At 61.8% G+C, this 26,503-nt stretch carries 26 protein-coding genes (1 of these 26 only partly in view); 13 read left to right on the top strand and 13 right to left on the bottom strand.

Features of this window, described 5'->3' with window-relative positions; all coding sequences use genetic code 11:
* The 3 genes from CD351_RS04700 to CD351_RS04690 form a co-directional block, all read left to right on the top strand.
* Positions 1 to 1,352: the 3' portion of a lipopolysaccharide biosynthesis protein gene (locus CD351_RS04700; protein ID WP_111991541.1), read on the top strand. It extends 178 nt beyond the left edge of the window; 1,352 of the gene's 1,530 nt are visible here — the last part of the coding sequence; its start codon lies off the left edge, out of view; it ends in the stop codon at positions 1,350 to 1,352.
* A gap of 102 nt (positions 1,353 to 1,454) precedes the next feature.
* Entirely contained in the window at positions 1,455 to 2,456 is a 1,002-nt protein-coding gene (locus CD351_RS04695; RefSeq protein WP_111991540.1) for an aspartyl protease family protein, read from the top strand.
* Positions 2,457 to 2,519: 63 nt separating this feature from the next.
* Entirely contained in the window at positions 2,520 to 4,376 is a 1,857-nt protein-coding gene (locus CD351_RS04690; RefSeq protein WP_111991539.1) for an ABC transporter ATP-binding protein/permease, read from the top strand.
* 21 nt (positions 4,377 to 4,397) lie between these two features.
* Here the strand turns inward: CD351_RS04690 and CD351_RS04685 are convergent, their stop codons facing one another.
* The 6 genes from CD351_RS04685 to CD351_RS04660 form a co-directional block, all read right to left on the bottom strand.
* Positions 4,398 to 7,253 carry a pitrilysin family protein gene (locus tag CD351_RS04685; protein WP_111991538.1) on the bottom strand — a complete coding sequence of 952 codons (2,856 nt, stop codon included), beginning with the start codon at positions 7,251 to 7,253 and terminating at the stop codon, positions 4,398 to 4,400.
* 102 nt (positions 7,254 to 7,355) lie between these two features.
* Entirely contained in the window at positions 7,356 to 7,751 is a 396-nt protein-coding gene (locus tag CD351_RS04680; protein ID WP_162627608.1) for an ACT domain-containing protein, read from the bottom strand.
* Between the two features lie 131 nt (positions 7,752 to 7,882).
* Positions 7,883 to 9,184, bottom strand: a complete 1,302-nt coding sequence (hslU, locus tag CD351_RS04675) for an ATP-dependent protease ATPase subunit HslU (protein WP_111991537.1) — start codon at positions 9,182 to 9,184, stop codon at positions 7,883 to 7,885.
* 54 nt (positions 9,185 to 9,238) lie between these two features.
* Entirely contained in the window at positions 9,239 to 10,273 is a 1,035-nt protein-coding gene (locus CD351_RS04670) for an FAD-dependent oxidoreductase (protein WP_162627607.1), read from the bottom strand.
* A gap of 167 nt (positions 10,274 to 10,440) precedes the next feature.
* Entirely contained in the window at positions 10,441 to 11,013 is a 573-nt protein-coding gene (gene hslV, locus CD351_RS04665) for an ATP-dependent protease subunit HslV (RefSeq protein WP_111991535.1), read from the bottom strand.
* 36 nt (positions 11,014 to 11,049) lie between these two features.
* A complete protein-coding gene (locus CD351_RS04660) occupies positions 11,050 to 11,535 on the bottom strand; it encodes an outer membrane protein assembly factor BamE (protein ID WP_111991534.1) in 486 nt (161 codons plus the stop codon).
* 247 nt (positions 11,536 to 11,782) lie between these two features.
* On the opposite strand from CD351_RS04660, the gene CD351_RS04655 reads away from it, so the two are divergent.
* From CD351_RS04655 to CD351_RS04645, 3 genes are all read left to right on the top strand, one after another.
* Positions 11,783 to 12,310, top strand: a complete 528-nt coding sequence (locus CD351_RS04655; RefSeq protein ID WP_234027227.1) for a ubiquinol-cytochrome C chaperone family protein — start codon at positions 11,783 to 11,785, stop codon at positions 12,308 to 12,310.
* Positions 12,304 to 12,849, top strand: coding sequence for a DUF177 domain-containing protein (locus CD351_RS04650; RefSeq protein WP_111991532.1), 546 nt, complete (start codon positions 12,304 to 12,306; stop codon positions 12,847 to 12,849). Before CD351_RS04655 ends, CD351_RS04650 begins: the two co-directional genes overlap by 7 nt.
* Before the next feature lie 78 nt (positions 12,850 to 12,927).
* Positions 12,928 to 13,815 (top strand): TonB family protein, encoded by an 888-nt coding sequence (locus CD351_RS04645; protein WP_111991531.1) that lies wholly within the window; start codon positions 12,928 to 12,930, stop codon positions 13,813 to 13,815.
* Between the two features lie 63 nt (positions 13,816 to 13,878).
* Here CD351_RS04645 and ssb read toward each other — a convergent pair whose 3' ends face one another.
* The 3 genes from ssb to CD351_RS04630 form a co-directional block, all read right to left on the bottom strand.
* Complete coding sequence (gene ssb / locus CD351_RS04640; RefSeq protein ID WP_111991530.1) at positions 13,879 to 14,439, bottom strand: single-stranded DNA-binding protein; 561 nt, start codon at positions 14,437 to 14,439, stop codon at positions 13,879 to 13,881.
* Between the two features lie 156 nt (positions 14,440 to 14,595).
* Positions 14,596 to 15,276, bottom strand: a complete 681-nt coding sequence (locus CD351_RS04635; RefSeq protein WP_111991529.1) for a COQ9 family protein — start codon at positions 15,274 to 15,276, stop codon at positions 14,596 to 14,598.
* Between the two features lie 2 nt (positions 15,277 to 15,278).
* Entirely contained in the window at positions 15,279 to 15,914 is a 636-nt protein-coding gene (locus tag CD351_RS04630; RefSeq protein ID WP_111991528.1) for an ankyrin repeat domain-containing protein, read from the bottom strand.
* 119 nt (positions 15,915 to 16,033) lie between these two features.
* On the opposite strand from CD351_RS04630, the gene CD351_RS04625 reads away from it, so the two are divergent.
* The 7 genes from CD351_RS04625 (at position 16,034) to CD351_RS04595 (ending at position 20,742) form a co-directional block, all read left to right on the top strand.
* On the top strand, positions 16,034 to 16,651 hold the full coding sequence (locus tag CD351_RS04625) for an SCO family protein (protein ID WP_111991527.1): 618 nt from the start codon (positions 16,034 to 16,036) through the stop codon (positions 16,649 to 16,651).
* A 1-nt stretch (position 16,652) separates the two neighbouring features.
* Positions 16,653 to 17,144: a YcgN family cysteine cluster protein gene (locus CD351_RS04620; protein WP_111991526.1), complete on the top strand. Its 492-nt coding sequence runs from the start codon at positions 16,653 to 16,655 to the stop codon at positions 17,142 to 17,144.
* A complete protein-coding gene (locus CD351_RS04615) occupies positions 17,145 to 17,867 on the top strand; it encodes a M48 family metallopeptidase (protein WP_111991525.1) in 723 nt (240 codons plus the stop codon).
* 122 nt (positions 17,868 to 17,989) lie between these two features.
* Complete coding sequence (locus CD351_RS04610; RefSeq protein WP_162627606.1) at positions 17,990 to 18,559, top strand: DUF4402 domain-containing protein; 570 nt, start codon at positions 17,990 to 17,992, stop codon at positions 18,557 to 18,559.
* Positions 18,560 to 18,625: 66 nt separating this feature from the next.
* Positions 18,626 to 19,132, top strand: a complete 507-nt coding sequence (locus CD351_RS04605) for a hypothetical protein (protein WP_111991523.1) — start codon at positions 18,626 to 18,628, stop codon at positions 19,130 to 19,132.
* A 29-nt stretch (positions 19,133 to 19,161) separates the two neighbouring features.
* Complete coding sequence (gene ribD / locus CD351_RS04600) at positions 19,162 to 20,109, top strand: bifunctional diaminohydroxyphosphoribosylaminopyrimidine deaminase/5-amino-6-(5-phosphoribosylamino)uracil reductase RibD (RefSeq protein WP_111991522.1); 948 nt, start codon at positions 19,162 to 19,164, stop codon at positions 20,107 to 20,109.
* A 9-nt stretch (positions 20,110 to 20,118) separates the two neighbouring features.
* Positions 20,119 to 20,742: a riboflavin synthase gene (locus tag CD351_RS04595; protein ID WP_111991521.1), complete on the top strand. Its 624-nt coding sequence runs from the start codon at positions 20,119 to 20,121 to the stop codon at positions 20,740 to 20,742.
* A gap of 82 nt (positions 20,743 to 20,824) precedes the next feature.
* Here CD351_RS04595 and CD351_RS04590 read toward each other — a convergent pair whose 3' ends face one another.
* The 4 genes from CD351_RS04590 to CD351_RS04575 form a co-directional block, all read right to left on the bottom strand.
* Positions 20,825 to 23,179 carry a hypothetical protein gene (locus CD351_RS04590; RefSeq protein ID WP_111991520.1) on the bottom strand — a complete coding sequence of 785 codons (2,355 nt, stop codon included), beginning with the start codon at positions 23,177 to 23,179 and terminating at the stop codon, positions 20,825 to 20,827.
* A gap of 217 nt (positions 23,180 to 23,396) precedes the next feature.
* Positions 23,397 to 24,335, bottom strand: coding sequence for an OmpA family protein (locus CD351_RS04585; RefSeq protein WP_111993588.1), 939 nt, complete (start codon positions 24,333 to 24,335; stop codon positions 23,397 to 23,399).
* A gap of 494 nt (positions 24,336 to 24,829) precedes the next feature.
* Complete coding sequence (locus tag CD351_RS04580; RefSeq protein WP_111991519.1) at positions 24,830 to 25,762, bottom strand: hypothetical protein; 933 nt, start codon at positions 25,760 to 25,762, stop codon at positions 24,830 to 24,832.
* Between the two features lie 239 nt (positions 25,763 to 26,001).
* Complete coding sequence (locus tag CD351_RS04575; RefSeq protein WP_162627605.1) at positions 26,002 to 26,364, bottom strand: PilZ domain-containing protein; 363 nt, start codon at positions 26,362 to 26,364, stop codon at positions 26,002 to 26,004.
* Positions 26,365 to 26,503: the final 139 nt, after the last annotated feature.

Here is a 26,503-nt window from a genome sequence, read left to right as displayed (position 1 = left end):
CGACAGATTATGGCCTGTTCGCGATGAGCCAGGTCGTGGTGACCGCACTCGCATTTCTGAATGGCAGCAGCTTTGCAACCTCGCTCGTCCAGACCGACCGCATTGACGAGCGCCGCATCGGGCAGGTCTTCGGGCTGCTTCTGATGTTCGCGGGCGTGCTTGCGACCGCCCAGCTGATGATCGCACCATTCGCAGCCGACTATTTCGGTGAGCCGGTGGTGGCCGACATGCTTCGCCTTCAGGCCATCATCTTTCTGACTGTCCCCTTCACCGCACTGCCGGGTGAATGGCTTGCACGTTCGCTCGACTTTCGAAAGGCGGGGCAGGTCAATATGGGCGCGGCTGTGGTAGGCGCGCTGACGGCGCTTGCTTTGGCGTGGCTGGGATGGGGCGTGTGGGCTCTTGTATATGCCGGGATTTCAATCTTCGTTTCGCGTGCGATCGGATTGATGATTGCAGCAAGGCTTTGGGTGAAGCCGATCTTCAATCCCTCAGGCGCCTGGGACCTGTTCACCTTTGGCGGCACGCTGACCTTGTGCCAGCTGTTCTGGATCATCCAGAGCCAGAGCGATGTCGTGATCGCGGGCCGCCTGATGGAGACCTATGACCTTGGCCTATATACGCAGGCGCTGTTCCTTACCCTGATCGTCACCGGGCGCTTCATTCCGCCGATCAACGAGGTCGCACTCGCCGCTTATTCCGAGCTTCACCGCGCGAACAAGCCGCTGGGCCCGTACTTCCTGAAAACGGCGCGGCTCGTGATGATGGTGTCCGCTCCCGTATACATAGGCCTCGCCCTCACCGCCGAAGACGCCATACTAGTGCTCATGGGTGAGAAGTGGATCGGGCTGATCCCGATCGTGGCGGGCCTTGCGGTCGTTATGCCTGCCTTCGCCCTGCATCTTATATGTTCGCCGGTGACCAACGCGATGGGTCGCCCCAAGGTTTATCTGTTCACCAGTATAGTCGGCGCGGTTCTTTTCCCGGCTGTCTTTTTCTGGGGAGTGTCCGCTGGACCTATGGGGCTGGTGTATGGATGGTGGATCGCCGCGCCGCTGCTTTGCACGATCACGCTGACCGTTACCCTCCCGCGGATAGGTGTCTCTTTGGTGGCTCTTTGCGGCGCTCTTGCCCCGATCGTGCTTGCCTGTGCTGCCATGGCGGTCGCCGTCCTGGGAGCGCAGCACTTCCTTGTGATCGACAGTCCGCTGCTCGCCCTCGTCAAGAATGCGGCGCTGGGTGCAGGAGTGTATGCCGCCGTCTTCTGGTTCGGGTATCGCGACATCGTGCGCCAGACCTGGGCGCTGCTCCGACGCTCGGAAGAGCCTCAGGTAGCCGCAGCGATCTCCTGAGCCCGAGCGTCATTCGACCGACGTATTTTGGCGATGGGTGCCGGTCTGGTATCCTCCCTGATGAGATCCGGCTGACGAAAGCCGGCCATTCGGGAAGAGACCATGCATACTCTATCGGCCCTGTCCGCCTTTGCCCTTAGCCTCATCGGCTCCAGCGCAGCGACCACTGCGGTAAACGTCGAACCACCGATTGTCGCGCCGACTCCCGAGATAGAAGCGATCGCGCCCGATCTCGCCAATCCGGCAACTCAGGTTCTCGAACTCGAAGAGGATCGGACCAACCGCTACACCGTGCCCGTTCTGGTCGAGGGAGCAGGGCCTTACAATTTCATGATCGACACTGGCAGTCAGGCGACCGCCGTCACGCATCAGATCAACGATGCCCTCGCGCTCAATCCCTTCGGTATTGCGACACTGGTCGGAATGGCCAGCCGCCGCGACGTTCAGGTGGTCGAGGTGGACGAGATGAGTTTCGGCAACCACACGGTGCGCGACCTGATTTCACCCGTACTTGAGCGCCAGCATGTCGGGGCCGACGGCATCATCGGGCTCGACAGCTTGCAGGACCTGCGCGTTCTCATCGACTTTCGAGAGGAGACCATTGCGCTTCAGGACGTGACCGATGACCGCGATGCGCGGCGCGGCTTCGAGATTATCGTGCGTGCGCGGGCCGAGCTTGGGCAGCTGCTCATAACCGACGCAGTGGTCGAAGGCGTGCGCGCAACCGTCATCATCGACACCGGCGCGCAGTCGAGCATTGGCAACCTCGCCTTGCGCGAACGCATGCGGGCAAGCCGCGCGCAGGAAATTACAACCACCGACGTCAATGGGGTCGACCTGATCGGCCAGCTTCAGGTGGTGCGATCGCTCAATATCGAGGGCATGTCGCTGAGCAATGTTCCGCTCACCTTCGCGGATGCCCCGGCTTTCGAAGCGCTGGGCCTCAAGGATGTGCCTGTGCTCGCGCTCGGCATGGATCATCTCAAGATCTTTGACCGCGTCGCGATCGACTTTGCCAACCAGCGTGTCCTGTTCGACGTGCCGCGCGATGTGGCGCGCGCCATGCGGCGCAACCGGTCGCGGGGATACCGCCCGATCTTTTAAGCGGTCCGCTCACACGGGCGTGCCTTGCTATAAGAAGCCGCCGCGCCCACATGATGCGGCGCAATGCCCCCTGACACAGCCTCTTCCGACCGCCCGCAATCTCCGCCCGAGGGTGAAAGCTGGAAAACGCTGCGGCGCTTCCTTCCTTACCTGTGGCCGCGCGATAACCCTTCGCTGCGCTGGCGCATCGTCATCGCGATGCTCTTCGTTCTCGCAGCCAAGGGTGCGACCCTCGCTTTGCCGTTTGCCTATAAGGGCGCGGTCGATGCGATGGGTCAGACGGGCGCGGGCGAGGCGATTGCCGAGAGCGCGCAGGTCGCGATGGCACTGGTCGCGGCCTATGTATTGGGTCGCTTCACGTCGCTGCTATTCGACAATCTGCGCAATGTCGCGTTTGAGCGCGTGGGGCAGATGGCAACGCTCAGCCTTGCCGAAGACGTGTTTCACCGCCTCCACCGGCTGAGCCTTCGCTTCCACCTCAACCGCCGCACGGGCGAGGTCACCAAGATCATCGAGCGCGGAACCAAGAGCATCGACATGATGCTTTACTTCCTGCTGTTCAACATCGCCCCCACGGCCATCGAACTGATCGCGGTGGGCGTCATCTTCTACCTCAATTTCGGGTGGGAGCTGGTCGCCGCGACCGCCTTTACCGTCGTCGCCTATATATATGTGACGAGGCTGATCACCGAATGGCGCACCAAGCTGCGCCGCGAGATGAACGATCTTGACGGCAAGGCGCTGCACCGCGCCGTGGATTCGCTCCTGAATTACGAGACGGTCAAGTATTTCGGCGCCGAAGAGCGCGAGGAAAAACGCTATTCCCAGGCCGCGCGCGCCTACGCAATGGCGGCGGCCAAGTCGGAGAATTCGCTTGCGCTTCTGAACGTGGTGCAATCGGTAATCACCAACGCCCTGATGGCAGGCGCGATGGCGTTCAGCGTCTGGGGTTGGAGCAAAGGTCAGCTGACCGTTGGCGATCTCGTTTTCGTGAACACGTATCTGATGCAGCTATTCCGCCCGCTCGATCTGCTCGGATGGGTGTATCGCACGATCCGTCAGGGACTGGTCGACATGGCGGAGATGTTCAAGCTGATGGACACTGCGGTCGAGGTGGAGGACGCGCCCGATGCAAAACCGCTGGTGGTGAACGAGCCGAGCATTGCCTTCGAGAATGTGACCTTCGGCTATGAGGCCGAGCGCACGATCATCAAGGGGCTGAGCTTCGAAGTACAGGCGGGCAGCACGCTTGCCATCGTCGGCCCATCGGGCGCGGGCAAGAGCACGATCGGGCGGCTTCTTTTCCGATTCTACGATCCGAAAGGCGGGCGCATCCTTATCGACGGTCAGGATATCGCCAAGGCCGAGCAGGACACTGTGCGCGCCGCCATCGGGATCGTCCCGCAGGACAGTGTCCTGTTCAACGATACGCTCGCCTACAATATCGCTTACGGCGCGGAAGGCGCGGGTCAGGAAACGGTCGAGGCCGCCGCGCGCGACGCTGCGCTCATGCCGCTGATCGAAAGCCTGCCCGAACGTTTCGAAACCACCGTGGGTGAGCGCGGGCTCAAACTGTCAGGTGGTGAGAAGCAGCGGGTCGCCATTGCACGCACGCTGGTCAAGAACCCGCCGATCCTGCTTCTCGATGAGGCGACAAGCGCGCTCGACACGCGGACCGAACAGGAAATTCTCGGCACGCTTCGCCGACTTGCGCAAGGGCGCACGACCATCGCAATCGCTCACAGGCTTTCCACGATTGCCGATGCCGACCGGATTATCGTGCTTGATCAGGGCCGACTTTGCGAGAGCGGTACGCATGCCGAATTGCTGGCCGCTGGAGGTCTCTATGCCGACATGTGGGCGCAGCAGGCGCAGGAAAAATCGACCCCCGAAGCCCAGCGGACCGAGGCGGCGGAATAAACCGCCGCCCCGTCATTCGGCTCAGCCGCCTGCATTGATGCGCAGGTCTGCCGTCGTCAGATCAAGCTCGCTTGCCGGGATAACCTCGACATCCGGCCTGATTGCCCTGAGGTCATCGAGAAACTGCGATGCATCGCCGATGACGACCACGGTGGCCATCGCCGGATCGACATAGCTGCGCGCAGCCGCGCTGGCGGCATCGGGCGTCACCTCTGCAAGACGCTGCGAATAGAGCGCGGCTTCCTCTGCGGTCAGGCCTTGTTGCAGAAGGCCCGCGACGATGTTGTTGAACCCGCCGCTCGTCTCCAGCGCCCTCGCATAGCCGCCGGTCATGTAAAGGCGGCGACGTTCGAGCAGATCGTCGCTCAGCGGCTCGTTGCCGAGACGTGCAAACTCGTCGAGGAAGATCTGCACCACCTCGTCTGCGGTCTCGTTTTTAGTCTGCGCGCTTGCGCTCAGGATTGCGTCGTCCATGCGGTCGCCGAAGCCCGAATAGGCTCCGTAGCTGAGCGAACGCTTGGTGCGCACTTCATCGAACAGGCGGCCGCTTGAACCGCCGCCAAGGACCGAGTTCGCAAGCTCAAGCGCCCAGTAATCCTCGCCCATGCGCGAGGGCGCGCGTACCGATGCGCTCACCGCTGCCTGACCCGCATCGGGCATGTCGATCACGATGGTGCGGACCGGAAGCGCCTCACCGGCGGCTTCTTCAGGGATCGGGCGTGGCAGAAGGTCCGTCTGCCAATCGCCGAACATCGCTTCTGCCGCGGCCATCGCGTCTTCCGGCGAAATGCCGCCTGAGATTACGATCTTCATGCGGTCCGGGTGAATATAGCGCTGGCGATACTCGAGCAGGTCGTCGCGGGTGATTGCAGCGAGGCTTTCCGCCGTGCCTCCCGGCTGCGATCCGTAAGGCGCATCGCCATACATCGCGACCCGGCGCACGAAGCCGGACAGACTGCCCGGATCCTGCAACGCGACCTTGAGCCCGTCGATAGCGCGGGTCCGCTCGCGCTCGAATTCCTCGTCGGGATAAATCGCGCCGCGCACGATTGATGCGGCGAGGTCACCCGCATCGGCGAGATTGGCGGTGGGCGCGGTCAGGTAGAAACTGGTTCCGTCATCGCTCGACCCTCCACCAAAATTCGCGCCAAGGCTTTCGAAACGAGCCGCGATGGCCCCTGCATCCATGCCATTGATGCCCTTGTCAGCGAGCGCAGCCGCCATGTTTGCAACGCCTGCAAGCTCGCGAGGATCGGTTTTCGAACCGCCGGGAACCAGCATAGAGATGGTCGCAATCGGCACGTCGCCGGTCCGCACCGCGACCACCGGAATGCCGTTCGAAAGCGTGCCTTCGAAAATTTCAGGGCTTGCCACTTCCGGTGTTTCACCCGGAGGCGGGGGTGCCATGCGCTCGCCCTCGGGCTTCACCTGCCGGATTTCACCCACAGCGGGGGGAAGCTTGCGGAAGGAAGGCATGGGCGTAGGGTTGGCGTAGGCTTCGGGATCGTCCTCGCCTGCAGTATATGTCACCGTTACGCGCTTCATCGGGTCGAGATATTTCGCCGCGACCCGCATGACGTCTTCGGCAGTCACCTCGACGATCTCAGCAAGGCGTTTGTCAGCAAAATCGGGATCGCCGCTGGAGACGAGGGCCTCTCCCAGTTCGAACGCCCGCCCGCGCGCGGTTTCGCGGCGGCTCAGCGTTGAAGAAACAATCTCGTTCTTGGCCTCGGCGATCTCCGCGTCGGTGACAAGCTCGGTGCGCACCCGCTCAAGCTCGCCGTCCAGCGTCGCGCTTGCCGTCTCCATCTGCGGCGCGCCTCGAACGATGGCGTAAATGCCGATCTGCCCGGCCTCGCGGAACATCTGCATCGAAGACGCGACCTGCACAGCCTGCCCTGTACGAACAAGCGCGTTTTCGAGCCGCGAATTGTCCCCGCGCCCCAGAATCGCCTCAAGCACTTCGAGCGCGGCTGCGTCTTCATGCGTGGTCGGCGGAGCTTTCCATACGCCGCCCACGACCGGGAGCGGCACATTGGGAGCCGTCGCGTTCACCGTGCGCGGGCCGGTGGCCTCGGGTTCGCGCGTTTCGATGGCGAGGTCGACCGGATTGGCGCGCGGCGGGATGTCGGCGAAATATTCGTCGACCAGTGAGCGCAGGGCATCCATCTCGAAATTGCCCGCGACAATCAACGTGGCCGTGTCAGGCCCGTAATATGCCTCATAGAATGCGCGTGCATCGTCGAGCGTCGCATTGTCGAGATCGTCGATCGAACCGATCCCCGGACGCCGGTGCGGCATCACGTCATAGGCATTTTCGGGAAGGATGAAGCGCTGGAGGCGGCCATAAGGAGGGGCGAGCACGCGCTGGCGCAGTTCCTCTTTCACGACCCCGCGCTCGGTTTCAAAAACCTCCTCATCGACCACCACGTTCGCCATGCGCTCGCGGTGGGTCCAGAGCATGGTTTCGAGATAGGCGGCGGGCACCTGTTCGAAATAATTGGTTCGGTCGATCCAGTTGGACGCATTGCGCGTGCCGCCAACGTCGGCGGTCAGGCCATAGATCATGTTGTAGGGCATGTTCTCGGTCTTGCGGCTGAGGATATGCTCGAATAGGTGCGAAAATCCGCTGCGCCCTTCGGGGTCCAGTTTCGACCCGATATCGTACCACAGCGAAGTCGTGACCGTGCTCGTCGTGTCATCTTCGATCGCAATCACGCGCAGCCCGTTATCGAGCGTCCACATCGTGTATTCGATTTCGGGCGCCGACAGCGTGGGCGCGTTAGAGGCTGCCTCCATATGCGCGTCTGCGTATGCCGGCGCGGCGGAAATGAGCGCGCACGCAGCGGCGCTGCCAAGCAGGATGGATCGGATCATGTTCGAAAAGCCCCTGAAGTAAATTTGCGACCCGTGCTTTAAAGCGCGTGAGCCGTTTGCATTCAACAGGCAGTCCAGATCATCCCTGCAAATGGCCGAGATTTATCGACGCGCGTCGAGACTGAGCTTTTCGAGCAACTTGAACGCCCGCTCCCTGTGGTCCCATGGCACCAGAAGGTGATCGTGATTGAGGGCGGCAATGACATTGCAGGCGATGCCTGACATGGCGAGCGTGTTCGAAACCGCCGAAGTCAGGCCGACGCCTCCGAGATCCGACTGGACCCGCAAGGTTATCTTTGCAAATCTCGGCGCGCTGGAGGGCGCCACCTCTGCGGGCAGGATCGCGCAGGTGCCTTCGGCTTCGCGGATCACGGCGAATGCGGTTTGCGGGATCAACCCGTCTTCATCAAGCACATGAAAGCACCAGGCGCGTGATGACATCTCTGGATCGAGGCCTGTCAGCATCGCTTTGAGGTCGCTCACGCTACCTGGTGTCATAGTTATTCCTCAACTCGCTGGCAGGCGTACCGAATCAGGCCGCGCGCTCTCTGCGTGTCAGATAGGGGAAACTACGACTAAATCCTTGTACTGTGACGCCATTTTGCGCCGTCATATGGCCAATTGCGACGTTACAGGATGTATTTCGACAGATCCGAATCGCCTGCAAGATCGCTCAGCCGCTCGCGCACATAGGCTGCGTCGATCGTGATCGTCTCGCCTTCGTGCTCTTCGGCTTCGAAGCTGATCTCTTCCAGCAGCTTTTCCATGACCGTCTGCAAGCGCCGCGCGCCGATATTCTCGACGCTTTCATTCACCTGCGCAGCGATGGTCGCAATCTCGTCGATCGCTTCCTTCGTGATGTCGAGTTCCACCTTCTCGGTACCGATCAGAGCGCGGTACTGTTCGACAAGGTTTGCGCGCGTTTCCGAAAGGATGCGCACGAAATCCTCCTGCGTGAGCGCGCGCAAATTCACGCGGATCGGCAGGCGGCCCTGGAGTTCGGGCAGCATGTCCGAAGGCTTCGCCACGTGAAACGCACCGCTGGCGATGAAGAGGATATGGTCGGTTTTCATCGGGCCGTACTTGGTCGCAACCGTGGTGCCTTCGATCAGCGGCAAAAGGTCGCGCTGCACACCCTCGCGGCTGACCGACCCGCCGCGCACGTCGCTGACCGCGATCTTGTCGATCTCGTCGAGGAAGACGATCCCGTTGGTCGATGCGTTGCGCAGAGCGGTCTGTGCGACGTCATCATCATCGAGGCGCTTGTCCGCTTCTTCATCGACCAGCTTGTCCCATGCATCGGGCACGCGCAGCTTGCGCTTCTTGGTCGGCTTCTTGCCGAACGCCTTGCCCATCATGTCGCTGAGGTCGATCATCTGCATATTACCGCCCATATTGCCCATGTCGAACGGCGTGTTCGATGCCTCGACCACGTCGATCTCGACCTCGACATCGTTCATGGCGTTCTGGGTGATGCGCTGGCGGAAGCTTTCGCGGGTGGCCTCGGACGCATTGTCGCCCACGAGCGCGGTGAGCAGACGCTCCATCGCGGCTTCGGATGCGGCTTCGCGAACGCTGTCGCGGCGGCGTTCTTTCTCAAGGCGGATCGCTTCTTCGACAAGATCGCGGGCGATCTGTTCAATGTCGCGCCCGACATAGCCGACCTCGGTGAACTTGGTCGCCTCAACCTTGACGAACGGGGCCTCGGCAAGCTTGGCGAGGCGGCGGCTGATTTCGGTCTTGCCGCAGCCGGTCGGGCCGATCATCAGGATGTTCTTGGGCGTTACCTCGTCGCGCAGATCCGGGCCAAGCCGCTGACGGCGCCAGCGATTGCGCAATGCGACCGCGACCGCGCGCTTTGCGTCCTTTTGTCCGATGATATGTTCGTCGAGAGCGGCCACGATGGCCTTGGGAGTAAGATTGTCTGTCATTGCCGCGCGATTTGGGGGCGCATATGCCTTCGCGCAAGGGGGCCAGGGACCCGATCAGGTCGAACAGGCGAAGGCGCTGCTCAATTCGCGGTGCGCGGAAAGGATGCGCGCGATATCTTCGGGCTGCGCAGTCGGATCGGTCACGCCCCGCTCGAAAGTGCCGCCGAGAATGACGCCATCGGGGCGCGGGAACATATAACCTGCGCGCATCCGATAGGCGTAATTGAGCTCCGGCTGCGGCAAGAGGATCGCCAACTGCCCGCGTGCGCCCACCATCTCTTGATCGCCGAACAGGTCGCGCGCGCCAAAGCCGGTGCAGTTGATGATGAGGGTTTCGGGCAGCTCGGCGAGATCGGCAGGCGTGTCGAACCGGCGACGGATCATGCGACCGCCCGCAATGGCGACCTCGCGCATCAGGTGTTCCAGCCAGCGTCCGGTTTCGACATACATGCCGCGCCATTCGCGCACCGTTTCGACCGGAAAGGGATGCTCGCCCTCGCTCAATATCCGCGCGGCGGGCATCATGCGCGTCTCGATTTCGGGAAGGCCGCGCCCGCGCGTCTCGTCGTAAGTGGTGAGCCAGCGCACGCCGGTGTCTTCGCCCACGCTGATCTGGAAACGGCGATAGCTGTAGTCCATCGCGGCGGCGAACTGCGCAATCCAGCTATCGCTCACCGCGCTGTCGCGAAAAAGGCTTGCCGGGTGGATCTGTCCGCCAGAAACGTTCGAGGTCGTGTCGGGCGGAAAATCGGCGGCGTAGATCGTCACCTTGAAGCCGGCCTCCTGCACCAGTTTCGCCGTGGTCAGGCCCAGTGCGCCCGATCCGATCACCGCGACCGGGCCGGAATGTCCTCCAAGGCCCGCCCGTGTCGCCAGCATCGAAGAGCCCCAACTGAGCGTGATCCCTGCACCGCCGTGACCGTAATTGTGCACCAGCCGCTTGGTGCCCAGCGTTTCCTCGCGCACGACAAAGCCGGCATCGCGGTAGGGACGGATGCCAGCTAGCGTGCGGATGACCCGGCCTTCCTCGGCAAGAACTGCGGGAAGGCAGAAAGGCGTTGGCGGCGCACTCGCGCTCGCGCTTGCCATCGGTTCGCGCACGCACGCACCCAGCGACAAAGCACCGCCCGCCGCAGCCACGCCCGACAAAAGGCGTCGACGATCAAATCTCTGGTGAAGAATAACGCCGCCCCTGCTCGCAATTCAAACGTGTCAGGGTGCTGGCAGCAATCGGGACTGGCCCCAAGCAGGCTTCGTTAAACCGTTTCCACCGTCAGATTACCGTTGGTGAAAACGCAGATATCGGCGGCCACGGCCATCGCCTTGCGCGCGATCTGTTCGGCGTCGTCCTCGTAATCGGAGAGCGCACGCGCGGCGGCGAGCGCGAAATTCCCGCCCGATCCGATTGCCGCAATGATTGCGCCGTCTTTGGCTTCAGGTTCAAGCACGTCGCCATTGCCGGTCAGAACCAGCAGGCTTTCTTCGTCCGCGACGATCATCAAAGCTTCGAGATTGCGCAGATATTTGTCGGTGCGCCAGTCCTTGGCGAGTTCGACCGCGGCGCGCATCAGCTGGCCGGAATACTGCTCCAGCTTCTTCTCGAGCCGCTCGAACAGGGTGAACGCATCGGCGGTAGCGCCTGCGAACCCTGCAACGACCTTATCGCCTTCACCAATGCGGCGGACCTTGCGCGCATTTGGCTTCATCACGGTGTTGCCCATCGAGACCTGTCCATCGCCCGCGACGACGGTTTTGCCGCCGCGCTTGACGCCGATGATGGTGGTTCCGTGCCACTGAATAAGGCCGTGGTCGCCGTTTGTATCGCTCATCGCGGTTGATATGGGCGCTGAGCGAACAGGGTCAAGTTACGGCCCGCCCGGACCACCGCCCGGTACGCCTGCACCGCCAACCTGGCCGATATTTCCGAACAGGTCTTCGAGGAAGCCACGCTCCCGGCCAAGCGTCGGGGTCTTGTCGCCATCGGGCTGAAGGTAGACAACCTCGTCAATACCGCTGCGTTCGATGGTTGCGACATTGCCTTCATCATCGAACTGGATCGCCATGACGGAATGATCGCGGATGCGCGGGCGCACGAAGGGACGGCGGCCGGTGATGCTGGAAATGTAGTACCAGGTGTTCTCGCCATACTGGCTTTCGAAGGTCGGACGGCCAAGCATACCTTCGACCGAGCGCCGGTTGTCAATGCCCGGCTGGACGGCGTTTACGAGCACCGCATCGTTCACGAATCCCCGCGATTCGCGGATCGAGGAACACGCACCCAGAGCCAGCACCGCGCAGCCGAGCGCTGCAATCTTGAACATGCGGCCATTTGCCGAAGGTGCTTTCAACATCGTTGTCGTTAAATCCCGTCTTCTAACCGTCTCTTGCCGCGCACGCAGCGCGACCTATATCTCGTGGCAACGCCTTACGGCCTGTCGCGAAGCGTTGCAACGCTCTGGGCCAGCAAGCACACAGACATGCATGTCTGCGCGCTGGCATCAGTGCAAATCGTGCGCTGACAAGAGGCGGGTGAATTGCCGCTGAATGCGCGGGACTGGTGCGAAACCCATCGGGCGAGCGTTTCGTAATGAGGATATGATGTCTTTTCTCTCAAAACTGCTGGGCACCGGCCCTGACCCGCGCGAAACCGTGCGCCCCCTTTGGCACCGCGTCGTCGAACTGGCGCGCGAGCCTTCCTATTACGCCGATTGCGACGTTGCCGACACGGTCGGCGGGCGCTTCGATCTCATCACGGCGATCCTTTGCGTCGTCATGGTCCGTGTCGAGGCGAGCGAAATGCGCAGCGAGAGCGCGCTTCTGGCCGAATTGTTCGTCGAGGACATGGACGGCCAGCTGCGCGAATTCGGCGTGAACGATGTCGTCGTGGGCAAACGGATCGGCAAGCTGATGAGCGTGCTTGGCGGACGTCTCGGCGCTTACCGCAGCGCGCTGACCGAAAAGGACCGCAAAAAGCTGGTCGCCGCCGTATCGCGCAACGTGACCTTCCGCGAAGGGGCGGACGAGAAGGCGAGCGCTGAGAAAGTCGCCGACAAGATGCTCGCGCTTTCCGCACGGCTTGCGACTTTCGACGACAAGACCATCCTGAAGGCAACCGGCATATGGTAACGGGTACAGCCACGCCTGAACTCTCGCGGCTCGTGAAGGTCAAAGCCCTTCCCGCCGAACCGATCGTGATTGAGGCAGACGCTGGCGAGCGCGCTGCACTTGCAACGCGTTTCGGCCTGCCCGGCATCGATACCCTGTCCGCCAAAGTATCGCTGGAGCAACGGCCCGGCGCCATTCGCGCAACCGGACGGTTGCACGCCGCAATCCGCCAGACCTGCGCCATTTCGGGAGAGGACTTTCCGGCCACGATCGATGAACCGGTCGACCTGCGCTTCGTCGAGGAAGGCGCGCCTGACCCGGCGCATGATGAGGATGGCGAGATCGAGATCGAACTCAAAGCCGACGATTGCGACGAGATCGACTATTCCGGCGACGCTTTCGACCTTGGCGAAGCGGTCGCGCAAACGCTTGGCCTTGCAATCGATCCCTATGCCGAAGGGCCTGCTGCAGACGATATTCGAAGGAAGGCCGGGATCGTGGCGGAAGGCGAACAGGACGGCCCGCTTGCCGCAGCGCTCGCCGCGCTCAAAAAGGATTGAAGCGCATAGGTGCTTGATCCCCTTGATTAGAATCGGCAATCTGCACTCGTCGCAGAAAAAGCCGAGGGGGCTACCTTCATGTCCAGTTTCCGTACCATCCGGATCGCCGCGCTTGCGAGCGTGTGCGCCGCCATCTCCATGCCCGCGCTCGCAGCCGATGAGCCCATCTCGCTCGAACGCTCCTCGCAATGGAACGTCGATTATGCGCCTGACAAATGTCGGCTCGCCGCGATGTTCGGCCCGGAAGAGGATCGCCATTATCTTTTCTTCGAGCAGCATTACCCCAATGCTTACGCCGGACTGACGGTCGCAGGGCCTGCGCTCAAGCGTTTTCGCAGCCGCGGGCGCACCTCGCTCAAATTCTACGAGGGACAGGAAGACCTCCGGACCGAGCCATTCACCGGAGAGCTCGATTCGATCGGCAATGCGGTTATCTACTCGAACGTGCATGTCGAGAACGGCACCGCGCCATTCGAGCAGGAAATCACGGGGTTGGCGCGGCTCGATGCGGATCTTGGCGACAAGGTGGAATTCGTTTCGGTACGCCAGCGCGGGCGCGAAGTGCGCTTTGAGACCGGCCCGCTGGGTGATGCCTTCAAGGTGCTCAATTCCTGCACACAGGACATGATCCGCGAATGGGGCCTCGACGTCGAACAGCATCTTGCCGCGTCAAGCATGCCCGAATGGCTGAACGAGGAACGCGTCGCGGGCCGCATCGCGAACAAATACCCGACCAGTGCGCTGATGCGCGGCGAGCAGGCGATCCTGCGGATGCGGGTGATCGTGGGCGAAGACGGACGCGTGGAGCGTTGCCAGATCGATGCGGCAACCACGACCGAAAAACTCGATTCGCCCGCTTGCGACGAGATGCAGGAAGCGCAGTTCCGGCCCGCAATGGATGCAAGCGGCCAGCCGTTCCGCTCCTATTACGCGACGTCGATCATCTACCAGATGGCGCAGCGCTAAAAACAAGAAGGCCGGGCAGCATCACGCGGCCCGGCCTCTTGCTACAGATATGTTATGTGCGACTTAGAACGGAATATCGTCGTCAAGGTCGTCATAGCCGCCGCCTGAGCCGCCACCAGAACCACCGCCAGAACCGCCGTTTCCGCCGTCCGAGCCGCCGCCGCCCTGGTTCCAGCCTCCGCCGCCCTGGCCGCCGCGATCGCCGTAACCGGCACCGCCGCCGCCTCCGCCATAGCCGCCGCCCGAGCGACCACCGCCGCCGCCGCCGCCGCCAGCGCTGTCGAGCATGGTCATCACCGAATTCGGTCCGCGCAGCACGACTTCGGTCGAATACCGGTCATTGCCGCTCTGATCCTGCCACTTGCGCGTTTGCAGCTGGCCTTCGAGGTAAACCTTGCTGCCCTTTTTCAGGAACCGTTCGGCCACCCCGGCAAGCCCTTCGTTGAAGATCGCGACAGTGTGCCATTCGGTGCGTTCCTGCCGCTCCCCGGAATTGCGGTCCTTCCACGTCTCGGTCGTAGCGACGCGCAGATTGCAGACCTTGCCGCCATTCTGGAAGGTCCGGACCTCGGGATCAGCACCCAGATTTCCGATCAGCATGACCTTGTTGAGCGAACCCGCCATTTATCGTTCCTTCCCGTATAATTCGACTGCGGCAACCGGGCCGCGATTCTCCGAAAGGTAATAGGACAGCGGAACGAAGTTCGCGACCCAAGCGCGCGCTCTTTCCACTTCGAAATAGGGCGACTTCGAAATCGGAGCACTTCAGATTGAGAGCAGTTACCGGCTTGGGTAACGCAGCCGGCCAAGGAAGCGCGTCAGGCTGGGCAGTTCGATATCGCGATTGAGGAACTGCGCCTTGGCTTTCTCGAATTTCATGACGCCGTCGATCCGGCGGTCGAGAAATTCGTAGGTCTTCTCCTTGCCCTCGCTGTCGTCATTGACGAACACGGCAAGCGTTGCGGAGTAGATCCCGGCGAGGATCGCGCGTTTGGTATAGTGGTTGTAATCGGTCGCGGTGTCCCCGGCGAGCCGCCACATCGCATCCGCCGAACGCCACCCCAGCTGGAGCGAGCGCGGCGCGTTTTGCGGCATTGCCATGATCGCCATCGCGCGGCGCACGGCCTCGTCGATATGCTCGACCGCTTCGAGGCGGAAGCCAACCAGCGTGCGAATGCGTTCGCGGATCTTGAGCGGTGCAAGCCGTTCCTCGGGCCATGCCTCTTCCATCGCAAGATCGACCGACGTGATCCACGCCTCGATCATGTCCATCGCTTGCGAAGAGCCGCTCGGAAAGGCGAGCTTTGCGATATCGACGTCCGCCCCGGCCATCTCCGCCGCCGCCACAAGAGCCGTCTCGTTCCATCCGTCGAAAATCGCGGATGCGGCGATGTCGGGAGCAAGCGCAATGCGCAGCTCGTCAAGGGTCATGTCGGCAAAGTCGGGGGTGGTTTCGGGCATGATCAGAAAGAGGGTCCGTATTGTTCAGTTTGCGGCTTTTTGGCACGCGCTTCGTCGGCTGCGTCAAATTCGCGTTGCAACAGCGTGTTGCCGGTCATCAAGGCGAGATAGTCGCGCGCGGAGCGGCCTGAATTGTCGTTGCGATCAGGGTCTGCGCCTTCCGCCAGCAGACGGCGGACCATCCCGACATCGCGCTGATGTACGGCAGCGATAAGCGGGGTTTCGCCCTGACTGTCGGCGACGTTGACCGATGCGCCTTTCTTCAAAAGCTCTTCAGCGCCTTCGATAAAGCCGAGGCGGGTCGCCATTTGAAGCGGGGTCAGCCCTTCATTGTTGCGAATGTTCGGGTTCGCGCCGCGTTGAAGAAGGAACTTCACCCACAAGGTATCGCGGCGCGCCACGACGACATGAAGGCCGGTATCGCCGGTCGTGATATCGCGGGTGTTGACCACCTGCGTGCCAGGTTCGTTGAGCATGTCCGTCGCGGTGTCGCCATCGCGCTCCTTGACCGCTTCGAGGAACTGGTACCCTTCGGAATACAACTGCGCAGCAGCCGGCTGCACGGCGACAAGAGCAAGCAGGCTTGCACCAAGCGCACTGGCAATTCCTGCCTTAAGACCTAATTTGCGCAAAACCATGAACCCCACGCTTTGAACCTTTCGCGTTACCTGTCAGATATTATGCCAGTGAGAGACCGCAAGAGGTTCCCCAACTCCCGGGCACATAAAGCCCATCGCCCTGAGGCAATTAGCAGACCATGAACACCCTAGCAAAGTCCTCCCGTTTCACTCTCGCCGCATCGTTCTTTGCGCCGCTCGCATTGATGCTGTCGGCTTGTGGTAATGAGCCTGCCGTGCCGGTCGAACCGCCGCTTTACGGCGCGACCATCGGTGGCGAGTTCGACCTTCAAAACACCAGCGGAGAGGCGGTCAAGTGGGCCGATTTCAATGGGCGTTATCGCATCGTCTATTTTGGTTACGCCTATTGCCCCGACATCTGCCCGACAGACGTCCAGCGCACCGTGCAGGGCCTCAACCAGTTCACCGACGAAAACCCTGAGCTGGGCGAGCAGGTACAGCCGATCTTTATCTCGATCGACCCAGACCGCGACACGCCCGAAGTGGTCGAGGAGTTCACCAACGCCTTTTCCGAGCGCTTGATCGGCCTCACCGGATCGCCTGAACAGATCGCAGACGCGGCGAAGACTTTCGGCGTCTATTACACCAAGCTCGACAGCCCCTCGCCCGACACATACCTGATGGACCACTCGCGCACCGTGCTTTTGTTCGGCCCGCAGGGTGAGCCGCTGGCGCTGCTTCCCGCCGATCTTGGCGCGGATGCGGTTGCCGAAGAGCTCGGCAAATGGGTCACCTGAGATGAGCGGGCCCACTTTGCGTGACACATTCTGGGAGCTGCCGCTCGATCAGCTCACGCGCGCCGAGTGGGAAGCCTTGTGCGATGGGTGCGGGCGCTGCTGCCTGCACAAGATCGAGGACGCCGACACCGGCGAGATCGAGGACACCAACGTCGCCTGCAAGCTGCTCGATTGCAGCACCGCGCAATGCAGCGATTATCGCAACCGCAAGGCCTTCGTACCCGATTGCCTCCGCCTGACGCTCTCCATCGTCGAGGACGTGCCGTGGCTTCCCACGACCTGCGCCTATCGCCGCCGCGCGGCTGGACGCAAATTGCCCGACTGGCACTACCTCATCAGCGGCGACCGCGAGGCTGTTGTTCGCGCGGGCGTATCGGTTGCGGGACGCGTCATCAGCGAGGATGATGCAGGGCCTCTCGAACACCATATCGTCGAATGGGGCCCGCCCAAGCAGACGGTGACGGTGGGCTTCGCCGCAACGCAGGAGGATTGAGTGATCGACTGGCTCAAACGCGCTCCGATCGACCCAGAGATCGAGCTTGGCGGTGAGACTGTTCCGATCATCCTGCGCCGCCACGCGACTGCCAAACGCCTGACGCTGCGGCTTGCGCCCGATGGGAGCGAGGTTCGCATCACCTTGCCAAGCTGGGCGCGTTCGGCGGAGGCGATTGCCTTTGCGCACACCCGGCGCGACTGGCTTGTCGAACAGCACGCCCGGGTGCCACGGCGCGAAGTTCCCGGCCCCGGCGGGTCGTTGCTTTATCGCGGAGAACCCAAGGCAATCGCCTGGGAAGAGACGGCAGCGCGCCGCCCTGCGCTTTGCGGCAATTCGGTGCGGCTGGGCGGTCCGAAAGCCGGCCTTGAAGGCAGGCTGCGGCGCTGGCTTGAGCGTGAGGCGCTGGCGCTGTTCGAAGCCGATATGCGCGACTATACCGCCGCCGCCGCGCTTTCGCCTGTTCCCACCGCCCTTTCGCGCGCGCAGAAACGCTGGGGCAGCTGTTCGGACAAGTCGCGCATCCGCATCAATTGGCGGCTGGTTCAGGCGCCCGATTTCGTGCGCCGCTCCGTCGTCGCCCACGAAGTCGCGCATCTGGTCCACTTCGACCACAGCCCGGCTTTTCACGCGCTGCTGGGCGACATTTACGAGGGCGAGATCAGCGAAGCCGATCGCTGGCTCAAACAAAACGGGCGCAGCCTTTACGCCGCTTTCGGCTAAGCCCCCTCTCGGCTAAGCCTCTGTATAAGCGTTAAGCTTTTCCGCCGCCGGGATAGGCGCATTCGCGTAGGCTTTCGTTAACTCTGCTCGGTTAAATTGCGGTCATGTTTAGGGCCTTCGCCTTGACCCTCGCAGCGGCCAGCCTTGCCGTCCCGGCGCTCATCGGAGCGGATGCACCCGTGCGCGCGCAGGGTAATTGCCCCAATTGCGACCTGCCCCCCGGTTGCCGCGGCAATGGCAACCAACGCCCGCCTCCGGGTAACGGAAACGGCAATCGGAACCGCAACTGCCAGCGGATCAGCATCACCATCGAAAGCGATATCGACTTTGGCCGCGTCGTCCTGTTGGGCAGCGGCGAAGCGCGGGTGCTGCTCGATCTTGAAAGCGGTCGCAAGACCGTTATCGGCGATGTCGATGATCTTGGCGGGATGCCGATCACGGGCCGCGCGATGATCCAGGGCGCGCCGTTCGAAGAGGTCGTCATCAGCCTGCCGAGCGAGATCGGAATGCGCGATCCCACCGGCGGAACCGCGCGCGTGCGCGAATTCGTCACCGACCTCGATGGCTTTCCAAGGCTCGATTCCGACGGGCAACTGGAGTTCCGTTTTTCCGGCACTCTCGTGATCGAGGCCGAGACCGACGCCAGCGGTAATTTGCGCGGACGGGTGCCGATTACCGTCGAATATCCCTGAGCCCGCAAGCCGCGGTTCGCTCACCTCTGGCGCAAAGCGCGGCGGTTCACTATATTTGCGCCCATCATGGGTGTTTTACAAAAATCACGCTTCAATCCCGCGCCCGGGGTTATCGACTTCTGGCACGAGTTTCGGAAGCCCAATCCCTATCGCCTGCCGATCTTGCTTATGTCCTCGCTGCCGATTGCGGCTCTGATGTATTACCTCATCCAGGATCGCAATTATGTGACGCCCGAGCGACCGCAGATCACTTATATCTCCACTCTTGCAGAGGGTCGCAGCGATGAGGAGATCATCGCCTCGAACCTTGAGAACCAGGAAATCAAGAACCTGCGCGAGGCTCAGGAAGAGGCGCTCGAAGCTCGCAAGCGCGACATTTACAAGGCGCTTGGCGCTGCCGCAGGCATGGATGTCGACGAGATCGACCGCCGTGGCCGAGCGGCACGCGCTGCCGAAGAGGCCGAGCGCCGCGCGCAACTGGATGCCCTGATGGGCCGCGCCGAAGACAGCGAGAGCGCTGACGGCGACGAAGGGCCTTTGAGCGATGCTCCCGGTGAAAGCCCGGCATCATAACAGCGCAAAATTTCACTGACAGCGAATGGATGTCCGCCACGGCGCGGCTGGCCGGGCGTGCGCGTCCGGTCGCCCGCCCCAATCCCGGCGTTGCCGCCTTGCTGGTGCGCGACGATCAGGTAATCGCGCGCGGCTGGACACAAGCAGGCGGCCGCCCTCATGCAGAAGCCATCGCACTGGTCGGGTTTGAAGAGGGCGGCGCAAAAGGCGCGACGCTTTACGTGACCCTTGAGCCTTGCGCCCACCAATCCGAGCGCGGCCCCGCCTGCACCGATCTCGTTATGGCGGCCCGCCCGTCGCGAGTGGTGATAGGCCAGAGCGATCCTGACCCGCGCACCGCAGGCCTTGGCGCCAGACGCATCGAGCGAGCCGGGATTGCGGTCACGGTACTTGGCGACGACGCGTCGCGCCAAAGCCTTGCCGGATACCTTACCCGCGCCGCTCATGGTCGCCCGCATGTCACGCTCAAGCTCGCGATGAGCCTTGACGGGGCAATCGCACTCGCATCGGGCGAAAGCCAGTGGATCACCGGAGACGCCGCGCGCGCGCACGTCCATTCGCGCCGCGCACAGCATGACGCGATCCTTGTCGGCGGCGGCACGTGGCGCGCTGACAAGCCGCGACTGGACGTGCGCCTGCATGGGCTCGAAGCGCGCAGCCCTGACCGGGTGCTTCTCACAAGAGGCGTCGCACCCGATGGGGTGACGGTCATCAACGAACCGGCGCAGATCGCGACGCTCCAAGGCGTGCAATATCTCTATGTCGAAGGCGGAGCAGGAGCCGCCGCTAGCTTTCTGGCCAAAGACATGGTCGATGAGCTTCACATCTACCGCGCGCCCATCGTGATCGGTGGGGGATTGCCCGCGCTTGGCGACATCGGCCTTTCCTCGCTATCGGACGCTCACGAGCGGTGGCGCCTCAGCGAAAGCCGTCAGCTTGGCAGCGACACGTTCACCGCCTATCTGCGCACCCGATAGGAGATACGAATGTTCACCGGAATTGTGACCGCCATCGGCACCATCGCGAATGTCGACCAGCGCGGCGACCTGCGCCTTCGCATCAACGCCCCGCTCGATCCTGCGCGGATCGATATCGGCGCTTCGATTGCGTGTTCAGGCGTGTGCCTGACCGTGGTCGAGCGCGGCGGCGATAAGGGCAATGCCTGGTTCGACGTCGACGTTTCCGCCGAAACCGTCAGTCGCACCTATGGCGGCATGTGGAACGAGGGCGCTCGCATCAATATCGAACCGTCCCTGCGGGTGGGAGACGAGTTGGGTGGCCACATCGTCACCGGCCATGTCGATTCGGTCGGAAAGGTAGTGAAAGCTCAGGAAGTGGGCGACAGTTGGCGCGTCGCTATCCGTGCGCGGGCCGAGATGTCGCCTTTCATCGCGGAGAAAGGCTCGATCACGGTCAACGGCGTCTCGCTTACCGTCAATGACGTGCGCGACCGCAGCGACGGGACGTGCGACTTCATGCTCAACATCATCCCGCACACCGCCGAAGTCACAACGCTCGGCGACCTTTCGGAAGGCGACGAGGTCAATCTCGAGATCGACGTGCTCGCCCGCTATCTGAAGCGAATGCAGAGCCTCGCCGCCACGCGCTAGGCGCAGCGCATCAACGGCACAAACAAAGGGGCCCGCGCCATCACGGCGCGGGCCCCTTCGTGTTTCATTTGAGATCAGGCGATCAGGGAATGTTCTGGTTCACCGTCACCGAGTTCAACGAACCAACCTGATCGACGCGGCTGAAGTTGCCGGTGCTATCTTGATTGACGGTCGCCATGTTCGACGTGCCGTCCTGCAGAATGATCGAGGTGTTGAGCAGGCCGTCCTGATTAAGCTCGGCCTCGTTGGTCGTGCCTGTCTGTACAATGCGCGAGAAGCCTTCGTCGCCGTTTTGATTGACGTCCGCGAGGTTTTCCAGACCACCAAGGTTCTGGACCACGTTGCTGATGTTCTCGTTGCCGATTTGGTCGACGAAGGCGCTGTCATCGGTCCCCGACTGGGTCACGCGCGAGATATTCTCGTCACCGACCTGATTGACCAGCACTTCGAGCGCGGGAGCAGCAAAGAACGGACCCGTTGCAATACCGTCCTGCGTCACGATCGAGCGGTTGTCGTTGCCTGTCTGGATCGACTCGATCCGAGAAAGGCCGTCGAAATCGACGATGCTGGAAGCCTGCGTGCCGTTATAGATGTTGCCGTTCCCGCTCTGGGTGACGTCCGTCTCCATGTTGGTGCCGCTTTGCAGGCTGATAAGGCGGTTCTCATCACCCGTCTGGGTAAAGAAACCAATCGCCGACTCGCCCGTCTGATCGATGTTGTTGACGTTCTCGTTACCGGTCTGACGGACCAACGCGAACGGGCTTGCGTCAAAGGTTCCTCCAACGCCATCCGGCAGACTATTGGTGTACCCGCCGCTCAAAGCTGACGCGATACCGGCGCTCTGGAGGACGTTCGATCGGTTGCCGTTGCCGCCTTCCTGAACAACGTTGACACCGGCAGTGCCGAACCCATCGGGCGAGGACTGCTCGATGACCGAAACCTGCCCTGAGTCTTGCTGGCGGACGAAGGCAAAGTTGTCATCGCCGGTCTGCGTGATGCGAGAAGTCGAGTCGCTCGAATTCTGGTCGACGTCGGCAAAGCCAAGCGTGCCCGTCTGGGTCAGGCGCGAGACGTTGGTGAAGCCGTTCTGGGCGATGCGGCCTTCGTTGTCCGACCCACCTTGCGTTGCGCGGGCGTTGTTGCCGTCGCCGTTGAACTGGTTGATCTGGTAGAAATTGTCAGTGCCGGACTGGTCGACAAAGCTGAAGTTGTCGTTGCTGGTCTGGTCGCTGTCGATTTCGCCGTTGCTGCCGCTTTGCAGGATGCGGGTTTCGTTGGTGAAGCCGCTCTGCAGAACGTCGGTGTCGTTATTGTCGCCCGACTGGAATACGCGCGAAGTGTGCTCATCGCCAGTCTGGTCAACAAAAACCGCCTGAACAGTACCGGACTGATCGACGAGGCTGAAATTGTCTTCGTTGATGGCGACCGGAGCCAGCGCATCGCGGGTCTGGTTGACGATCACCGTGCTGCCCGCATCTGCGGTCTGGGTCACTTCAGAGGTGTTGAACCCTTCGATCCCGTCCTGAGTGACCGCGACCAAGGAATCCGCACCCGATTGCGTCACGTCGGAGAAGTTGTCGTCCCCGTCCTGCACGACATCGGTGTCGTTGTTGGAGCCGCTCTGCACGATGAAGGAATCGTTGCCGTCACCGGTCTGAAACACGCCGAGCTCTGCATCGGTGGTGCCAAGCGCTGTGTTGTCGAAGGTCGGATCGCCAATGCGGTTGTCGCTGCCGGACTGGTCGACGAACGAGAAGTTGTCATCGCCTTCCTGCCGCACGCCGGTGGCGTTGTCGTTGCCGCTGGTCTGGAAGATCAGCGAAAGGCTGGAGCCGTCCTGATAGACCTCTGCCGTGTTGCTGTCGCCCGACTGGTCGATGCCGGACTCCGCCCCGCCAGCGACCTGAAAGACCTCGGCGCGCTCATCATCACCGCTTTGCGCGATGACGCTGTCGGCGTCGAACGTGTCGATCCCCTGGTTGACATTCGCCTGACCTGAAATCCCGAACTGGCCGACGATCGAGCCGGTCAGCGAACCTACGCCGCCGCCAAGGCCAGCCTGGAACACATTTGCCGTGTTCGACGCGCCGCCAAGCGCGTTCTCCTGATTGATCTCGCTGATCATGTCGGCGCTGTCGGCGGTCTGTTCGAGATCGGCGACATTATCGCCGACCTGATCGATGGTCGAAAAGCCGTTGCTGCCGTTCTGGACGACGGTGGCTTCGTTGGAGATGCCATCGACGCTGAGCGTCGTACCGTCCTGAGTGACTTCCGATTCGTTGCCGATGTTCGTCTGTGTGACGTCGGCGTCGTTGTCCTCACCGGTTTGAGTGATGACACTGATGTTGTTGACCTGCGCCGTGGCAGGTCCGGCAAGCGCCATCGACGCAATGCCGAGAGCTACGATCGACGCGCTGGTGCGAAACATATTCTTCATTGATTTCCCCCTTGGGCCCGCACCATCGCTCAATAAAGCAGTACGAGCCGTTCTCAGCTCGGAAGGCACCCCCTCCCGAAGATGGCGTGGTTACTAACACCTTAACACGCACAAGGAAACGGGGATTGGAAAATTGTTTGCGTCCTGCCGGTACGGGACGAAAAAAGGGGCGGACCTTGCGGCCCACCCCTTCTTGCATCGCAATTGCCGTCTCGGTTCAGCGGCTTGCCTGACGCTCATCCTCGAGCCCGTCGACGCTCTTCGATACGAGAACGTTGACGGCGACGCGGCGGTTCTGGGCCTTGCCGTAAGCGGTCGAATTGTCCGCTGCCGGATCGGCTTCCGCCATGCCGGTGGGCGAGAGCATGCGCCACGGCTTCCAGCCGCACTGCTGCTGGAGATAGTTCACGACGCGGCCGGCACGGCGCTCGCTAAGCTCCTGGTTCACTTCGTAGCTGCCGGTCGAATCGGTGTAACCGACCACCAGCAAAAGCGCGTTGTCGGTCGCCTCAGCCTGAGCAGCGGCATCGCACAGCTCTGCGCGCGCCTGTTGCGAGAGGTTGTGACGGCCCGTGTCGAAATAGACGTTGGTGGTCGACTTGATGTTGTATTGGTCGATATCGCCAAACCGGCCACGCAGGGCTTCGGTCGCTGCGGCGTTCTTCTCGATCCCGACGGTGTTTTCGCCGATTGCCATCTCATTATCGGCAAAACGCTGGTTCGTACCGGAACGGATCATCTCGGCGGTTTCCAGATCGCCGTCCGAGAACCGCACGTCGGACGCCACAAGGCCGCCTTCCCACTGACGGGTCGCAACCTTCACCGGCAGGCCGTTCAGCAGCGCATCTGCGCCAAGCGTTTCGCGGCCGAGGCCAAGAAAGCCGCCGCGCGCCTTGATCGTTGTCTGGTCCGTCACGGTCACGATGGTGCTGGTGCCATCTGCGCTGGTCACCTGAACGCGGTTGCCGCGACGCGCTGAGATGAAGCCTTCGATATCCGGGCCTTCGACCATCGTGTCGATAGCGGGGATTTCCGGCGCATAAACGGTGGTGAGCACTTCACCATCCTGAGCGACTTCCTGAGCCATCGCAGGCATGCCGACCGGCATCGCAGCAACCGCTACGAGCGCAAGAGTAGTCTTGGTTGTTGTTTTCATTCTATCAGCTCCTTCAAGCAGCATCCACCGTGATCCGAACCCGAAAGCAGGCAATCATTCATGCCTGCCCCTGTTTGCGACTAGCGTTTACGACTAGTCGCATGCGCAAAATACGCGACCCCTGGATTGCATCACCGGCTTGTAAGAGCCCCCTTTGAAACGAGGTTAACGGACACGAGATCGCTCACGTCCGACCGGCACGCTCATCGTGCAGGCAGCGGCGATCTGTCGCTACGATCCTTGCACGTCAATGAATAGGCAAGTCAGAATGCCCTGAGCCGTGGTTGGCCTGTGGAACTGATGCGGTGAGTTGAGATTCTGGACGGAAAAAAGGGCGCAAGAGACCTCGATCTCTCGCGCCCTTCGTGATGCAAGCGGTGCAGCCGGTGCAAGGGCTGGCAGCGCTCGGGACATTCATCCAGCCGACGGATGGCTTGCGCCCGTTAGCCGGCCGGCCAAACCCTCGTTACATCGTTTGCGTGACGTTCATCACGTTACATCGTTTGCGTGACGTTCATCATGTGGCCGCTGCCTTCCTGGTCGATCGTCATCGTCAGGTTGTCGCCCATCTGGGTGAAGATGATCGAGTTGTTGCCACCTGCCGTCGTGGCGTTCTGGTTCAGCGTGAGCGAGTTGTTGTTCCCGATCTGGTTGCCTTCGGCGTAGTTGTTGTCGCCGCCGGTTCCTGCGCCATTGTTGAAGCCCTGGTCGATGAACAGCTGGTTGCCATCGCCCTGCTGGTTGCCGACGGCCTCGTTCATGGTGCCGTTCTGGCCGATCGCGACAAGGTTGCCCGACCCGAGCTGCGAAATCGTCGCGGTGTGCCCGCCAGTACCGGCGATGTCACCCTGTACGACGAAAGCCACGTTGGTGAGGTCTTCCTGCTCGATGAAGGCGGTGTTGTCGTCGCTGAACTGGAACACGTCGGCATCGTTGCCGCCGCCGGTCGTGTTCAGGTTCTGGTTGACGGTCGCAGAGTTACCTGCGCCCGGCTGCACGACGCGGGCGTTGTTGGTGCCGCCGTCGACACCGGCTCCTCCGCCAAGGCCCTGGTCGATGAACACGGTGTTGCCGTCGCCGCCCTGATTGACGGCTGCGAAGTTGGCCGCCGAATTCTGGCCGATTGCAGCAAAGTTGTCAGAACCGGTCTGGCGGATCGACGCTTCATTGCCGCCAAGGCCGCCAAGATCGCCCTGGATGATGAAAGCTTGGTTATTGGTAGAGCCGCCACCGATCTGGAGCGCGGTTGCAATCTGGCCGTCGCCTGCCTGGGTGATCTCGATCGAGTTGAGAGCGTCCTCGATCTGCTCGATCGTTACGTCATGATTGGTGCCGGTCTGGTCGACATCGACATTGGCCTGAGCCAGTGCCGGAGCGGCTGCGGCGAGTGCGAATGCCGAGATACCGGCGTAAGCGAGTTTGTTCATTTAGGACCCTTCCCTGAGCGGTTCACTCGGTTTGAAAAAAGCGGTGCGCGAGGTCACGCGAGGGAGGTCTTGGGTCCGGTTCGCCTAATAAACGGTCGTACAAGATGGTGGAGAGCGCATTAACCATGCGCCCCTCGCCGGGTGAGCGATGGGAATCCAGTTATTCTAACGGGTTAGAACGTCATGCACGCTTGGGAGGATGCGGCCAGCGATGCCGGGCCTCGCCGCTCACCTGCTTTTTACCAGAGAGGCTGGCCGGGGTGATCCTTGCCCGAGCGCGCATTTTTCATCGCGGAAAGCCGTTTCCAGCGCGTGGAAAGCTCGCCAATCACGCTGGACTCGATCAGGGAGACGAAGCGCATGCCAGCCACCTTGCTGCGCGACCATGCAACGCAGGCGGCCTGCACGTTCAGTCCTGCAAAACGAATATGGTAGATGTCGCCAACTTTCAACGCGTCCGCGTCGAGGAAGCGAATTCGGCAGCCGCGCTCGCTGATATCGATCAGCGTGCCGCTGGATTGCTCACCATGAGCATCCTTTATCGATGCCGCGATTGAAACCGGGCGGCGCGGCCATTCCCGGTCGGTGAAATCCGACGGCATGTTCGAAGACTGATACATGTAGTTTATTCCCCATTGCCGGGTCCGAATATGACACAGGTATGAAGATGCACTTAAGTACCATCGCCTGTTTCCCGACCTGAGCGCGCCACTACCCGCTTTCCTACAGGTGGTGATCTGT

The sequence above is a fragment of the Erythrobacter sp. KY5 genome (genome assembly GCF_003264115.1).
GTDB lineage: Bacteria > Pseudomonadota > Alphaproteobacteria > Sphingomonadales > Sphingomonadaceae > Erythrobacter.
The sequence above is the reverse complement of the archived record's forward strand: the minus strand, read 5'-3'. Positions and strand labels throughout refer to the sequence as shown.

Coding starts and splice junctions, on each gene's coding strand:
- CD351_RS04690 (WP_111991539.1), top strand. CDS start 2,520: ATGCCCCCTGACACAGCCTCTTCCGACCGCCCGCAATCTCCGCCCGAG.
- CD351_RS04575 (WP_162627605.1), bottom strand. CDS start 26,364: ATGCCGTCGGATTTCACCGACCGGGAATGGCCGCGCCGCCCGGTTTCA.
- CD351_RS04635 (WP_111991529.1), bottom strand. CDS start 15,276: ATGCCCGAAACCACCCCCGACTTTGCCGACATGACCCTTGACGAGCTG.
- CD351_RS04625 (WP_111991527.1), top strand. CDS start 16,034: ATGAACACCCTAGCAAAGTCCTCCCGTTTCACTCTCGCCGCATCGTTC.
- CD351_RS04670 (WP_162627607.1), bottom strand. CDS start 10,273: ATGGCAAGCGCGAGCGCGAGTGCGCCGCCAACGCCTTTCTGCCTTCCC.
- CD351_RS04655 (WP_234027227.1), top strand. CDS start 11,783: ATGTCTTTTCTCTCAAAACTGCTGGGCACCGGCCCTGACCCGCGCGAA.
- CD351_RS04605 (WP_111991523.1), top strand. CDS start 18,626: ATGGGTGTTTTACAAAAATCACGCTTCAATCCCGCGCCCGGGGTTATC.
- ribD (WP_111991522.1), top strand. CDS start 19,162: ATGTCCGCCACGGCGCGGCTGGCCGGGCGTGCGCGTCCGGTCGCCCGC.
- CD351_RS04595 (WP_111991521.1), top strand. CDS start 20,119: ATGTTCACCGGAATTGTGACCGCCATCGGCACCATCGCGAATGTCGAC.
- CD351_RS04650 (WP_111991532.1), top strand. CDS start 12,304: ATGGTAACGGGTACAGCCACGCCTGAACTCTCGCGGCTCGTGAAGGTC.
- CD351_RS04590 (WP_111991520.1), bottom strand. CDS start 23,179: ATGAAGAATATGTTTCGCACCAGCGCGTCGATCGTAGCTCTCGGCATT.
- CD351_RS04660 (WP_111991534.1), bottom strand. CDS start 11,535: ATGTTGAAAGCACCTTCGGCAAATGGCCGCATGTTCAAGATTGCAGCG.
- CD351_RS04695 (WP_111991540.1), top strand. CDS start 1,455: ATGCATACTCTATCGGCCCTGTCCGCCTTTGCCCTTAGCCTCATCGGC.
- CD351_RS04580 (WP_111991519.1), bottom strand. CDS start 25,762: ATGAACAAACTCGCTTACGCCGGTATCTCGGCATTCGCACTCGCCGCA.
- CD351_RS04585 (WP_111993588.1), bottom strand. CDS start 24,335: ATGAAAACAACAACCAAGACTACTCTTGCGCTCGTAGCGGTTGCTGCG.
- CD351_RS04680 (WP_162627608.1), bottom strand. CDS start 7,751: ATGACACCAGGTAGCGTGAGCGACCTCAAAGCGATGCTGACAGGCCTC.
- CD351_RS04620 (WP_111991526.1), top strand. CDS start 16,653: ATGAGCGGGCCCACTTTGCGTGACACATTCTGGGAGCTGCCGCTCGAT.
- hslU (WP_111991537.1), bottom strand. CDS start 9,184: ATGACAGACAATCTTACTCCCAAGGCCATCGTGGCCGCTCTCGACGAA.
- CD351_RS04645 (WP_111991531.1), top strand. CDS start 12,928: ATGTCCAGTTTCCGTACCATCCGGATCGCCGCGCTTGCGAGCGTGTGC.
- ssb (WP_111991530.1), bottom strand. CDS start 14,439: ATGGCGGGTTCGCTCAACAAGGTCATGCTGATCGGAAATCTGGGTGCT.
- CD351_RS04630 (WP_111991528.1), bottom strand. CDS start 15,914: ATGGTTTTGCGCAAATTAGGTCTTAAGGCAGGAATTGCCAGTGCGCTT.
- hslV (WP_111991535.1), bottom strand. CDS start 11,013: ATGAGCGATACAAACGGCGACCACGGCCTTATTCAGTGGCACGGAACC.
- CD351_RS04685 (WP_111991538.1), bottom strand. CDS start 7,253: ATGATCCGATCCATCCTGCTTGGCAGCGCCGCTGCGTGCGCGCTCATT.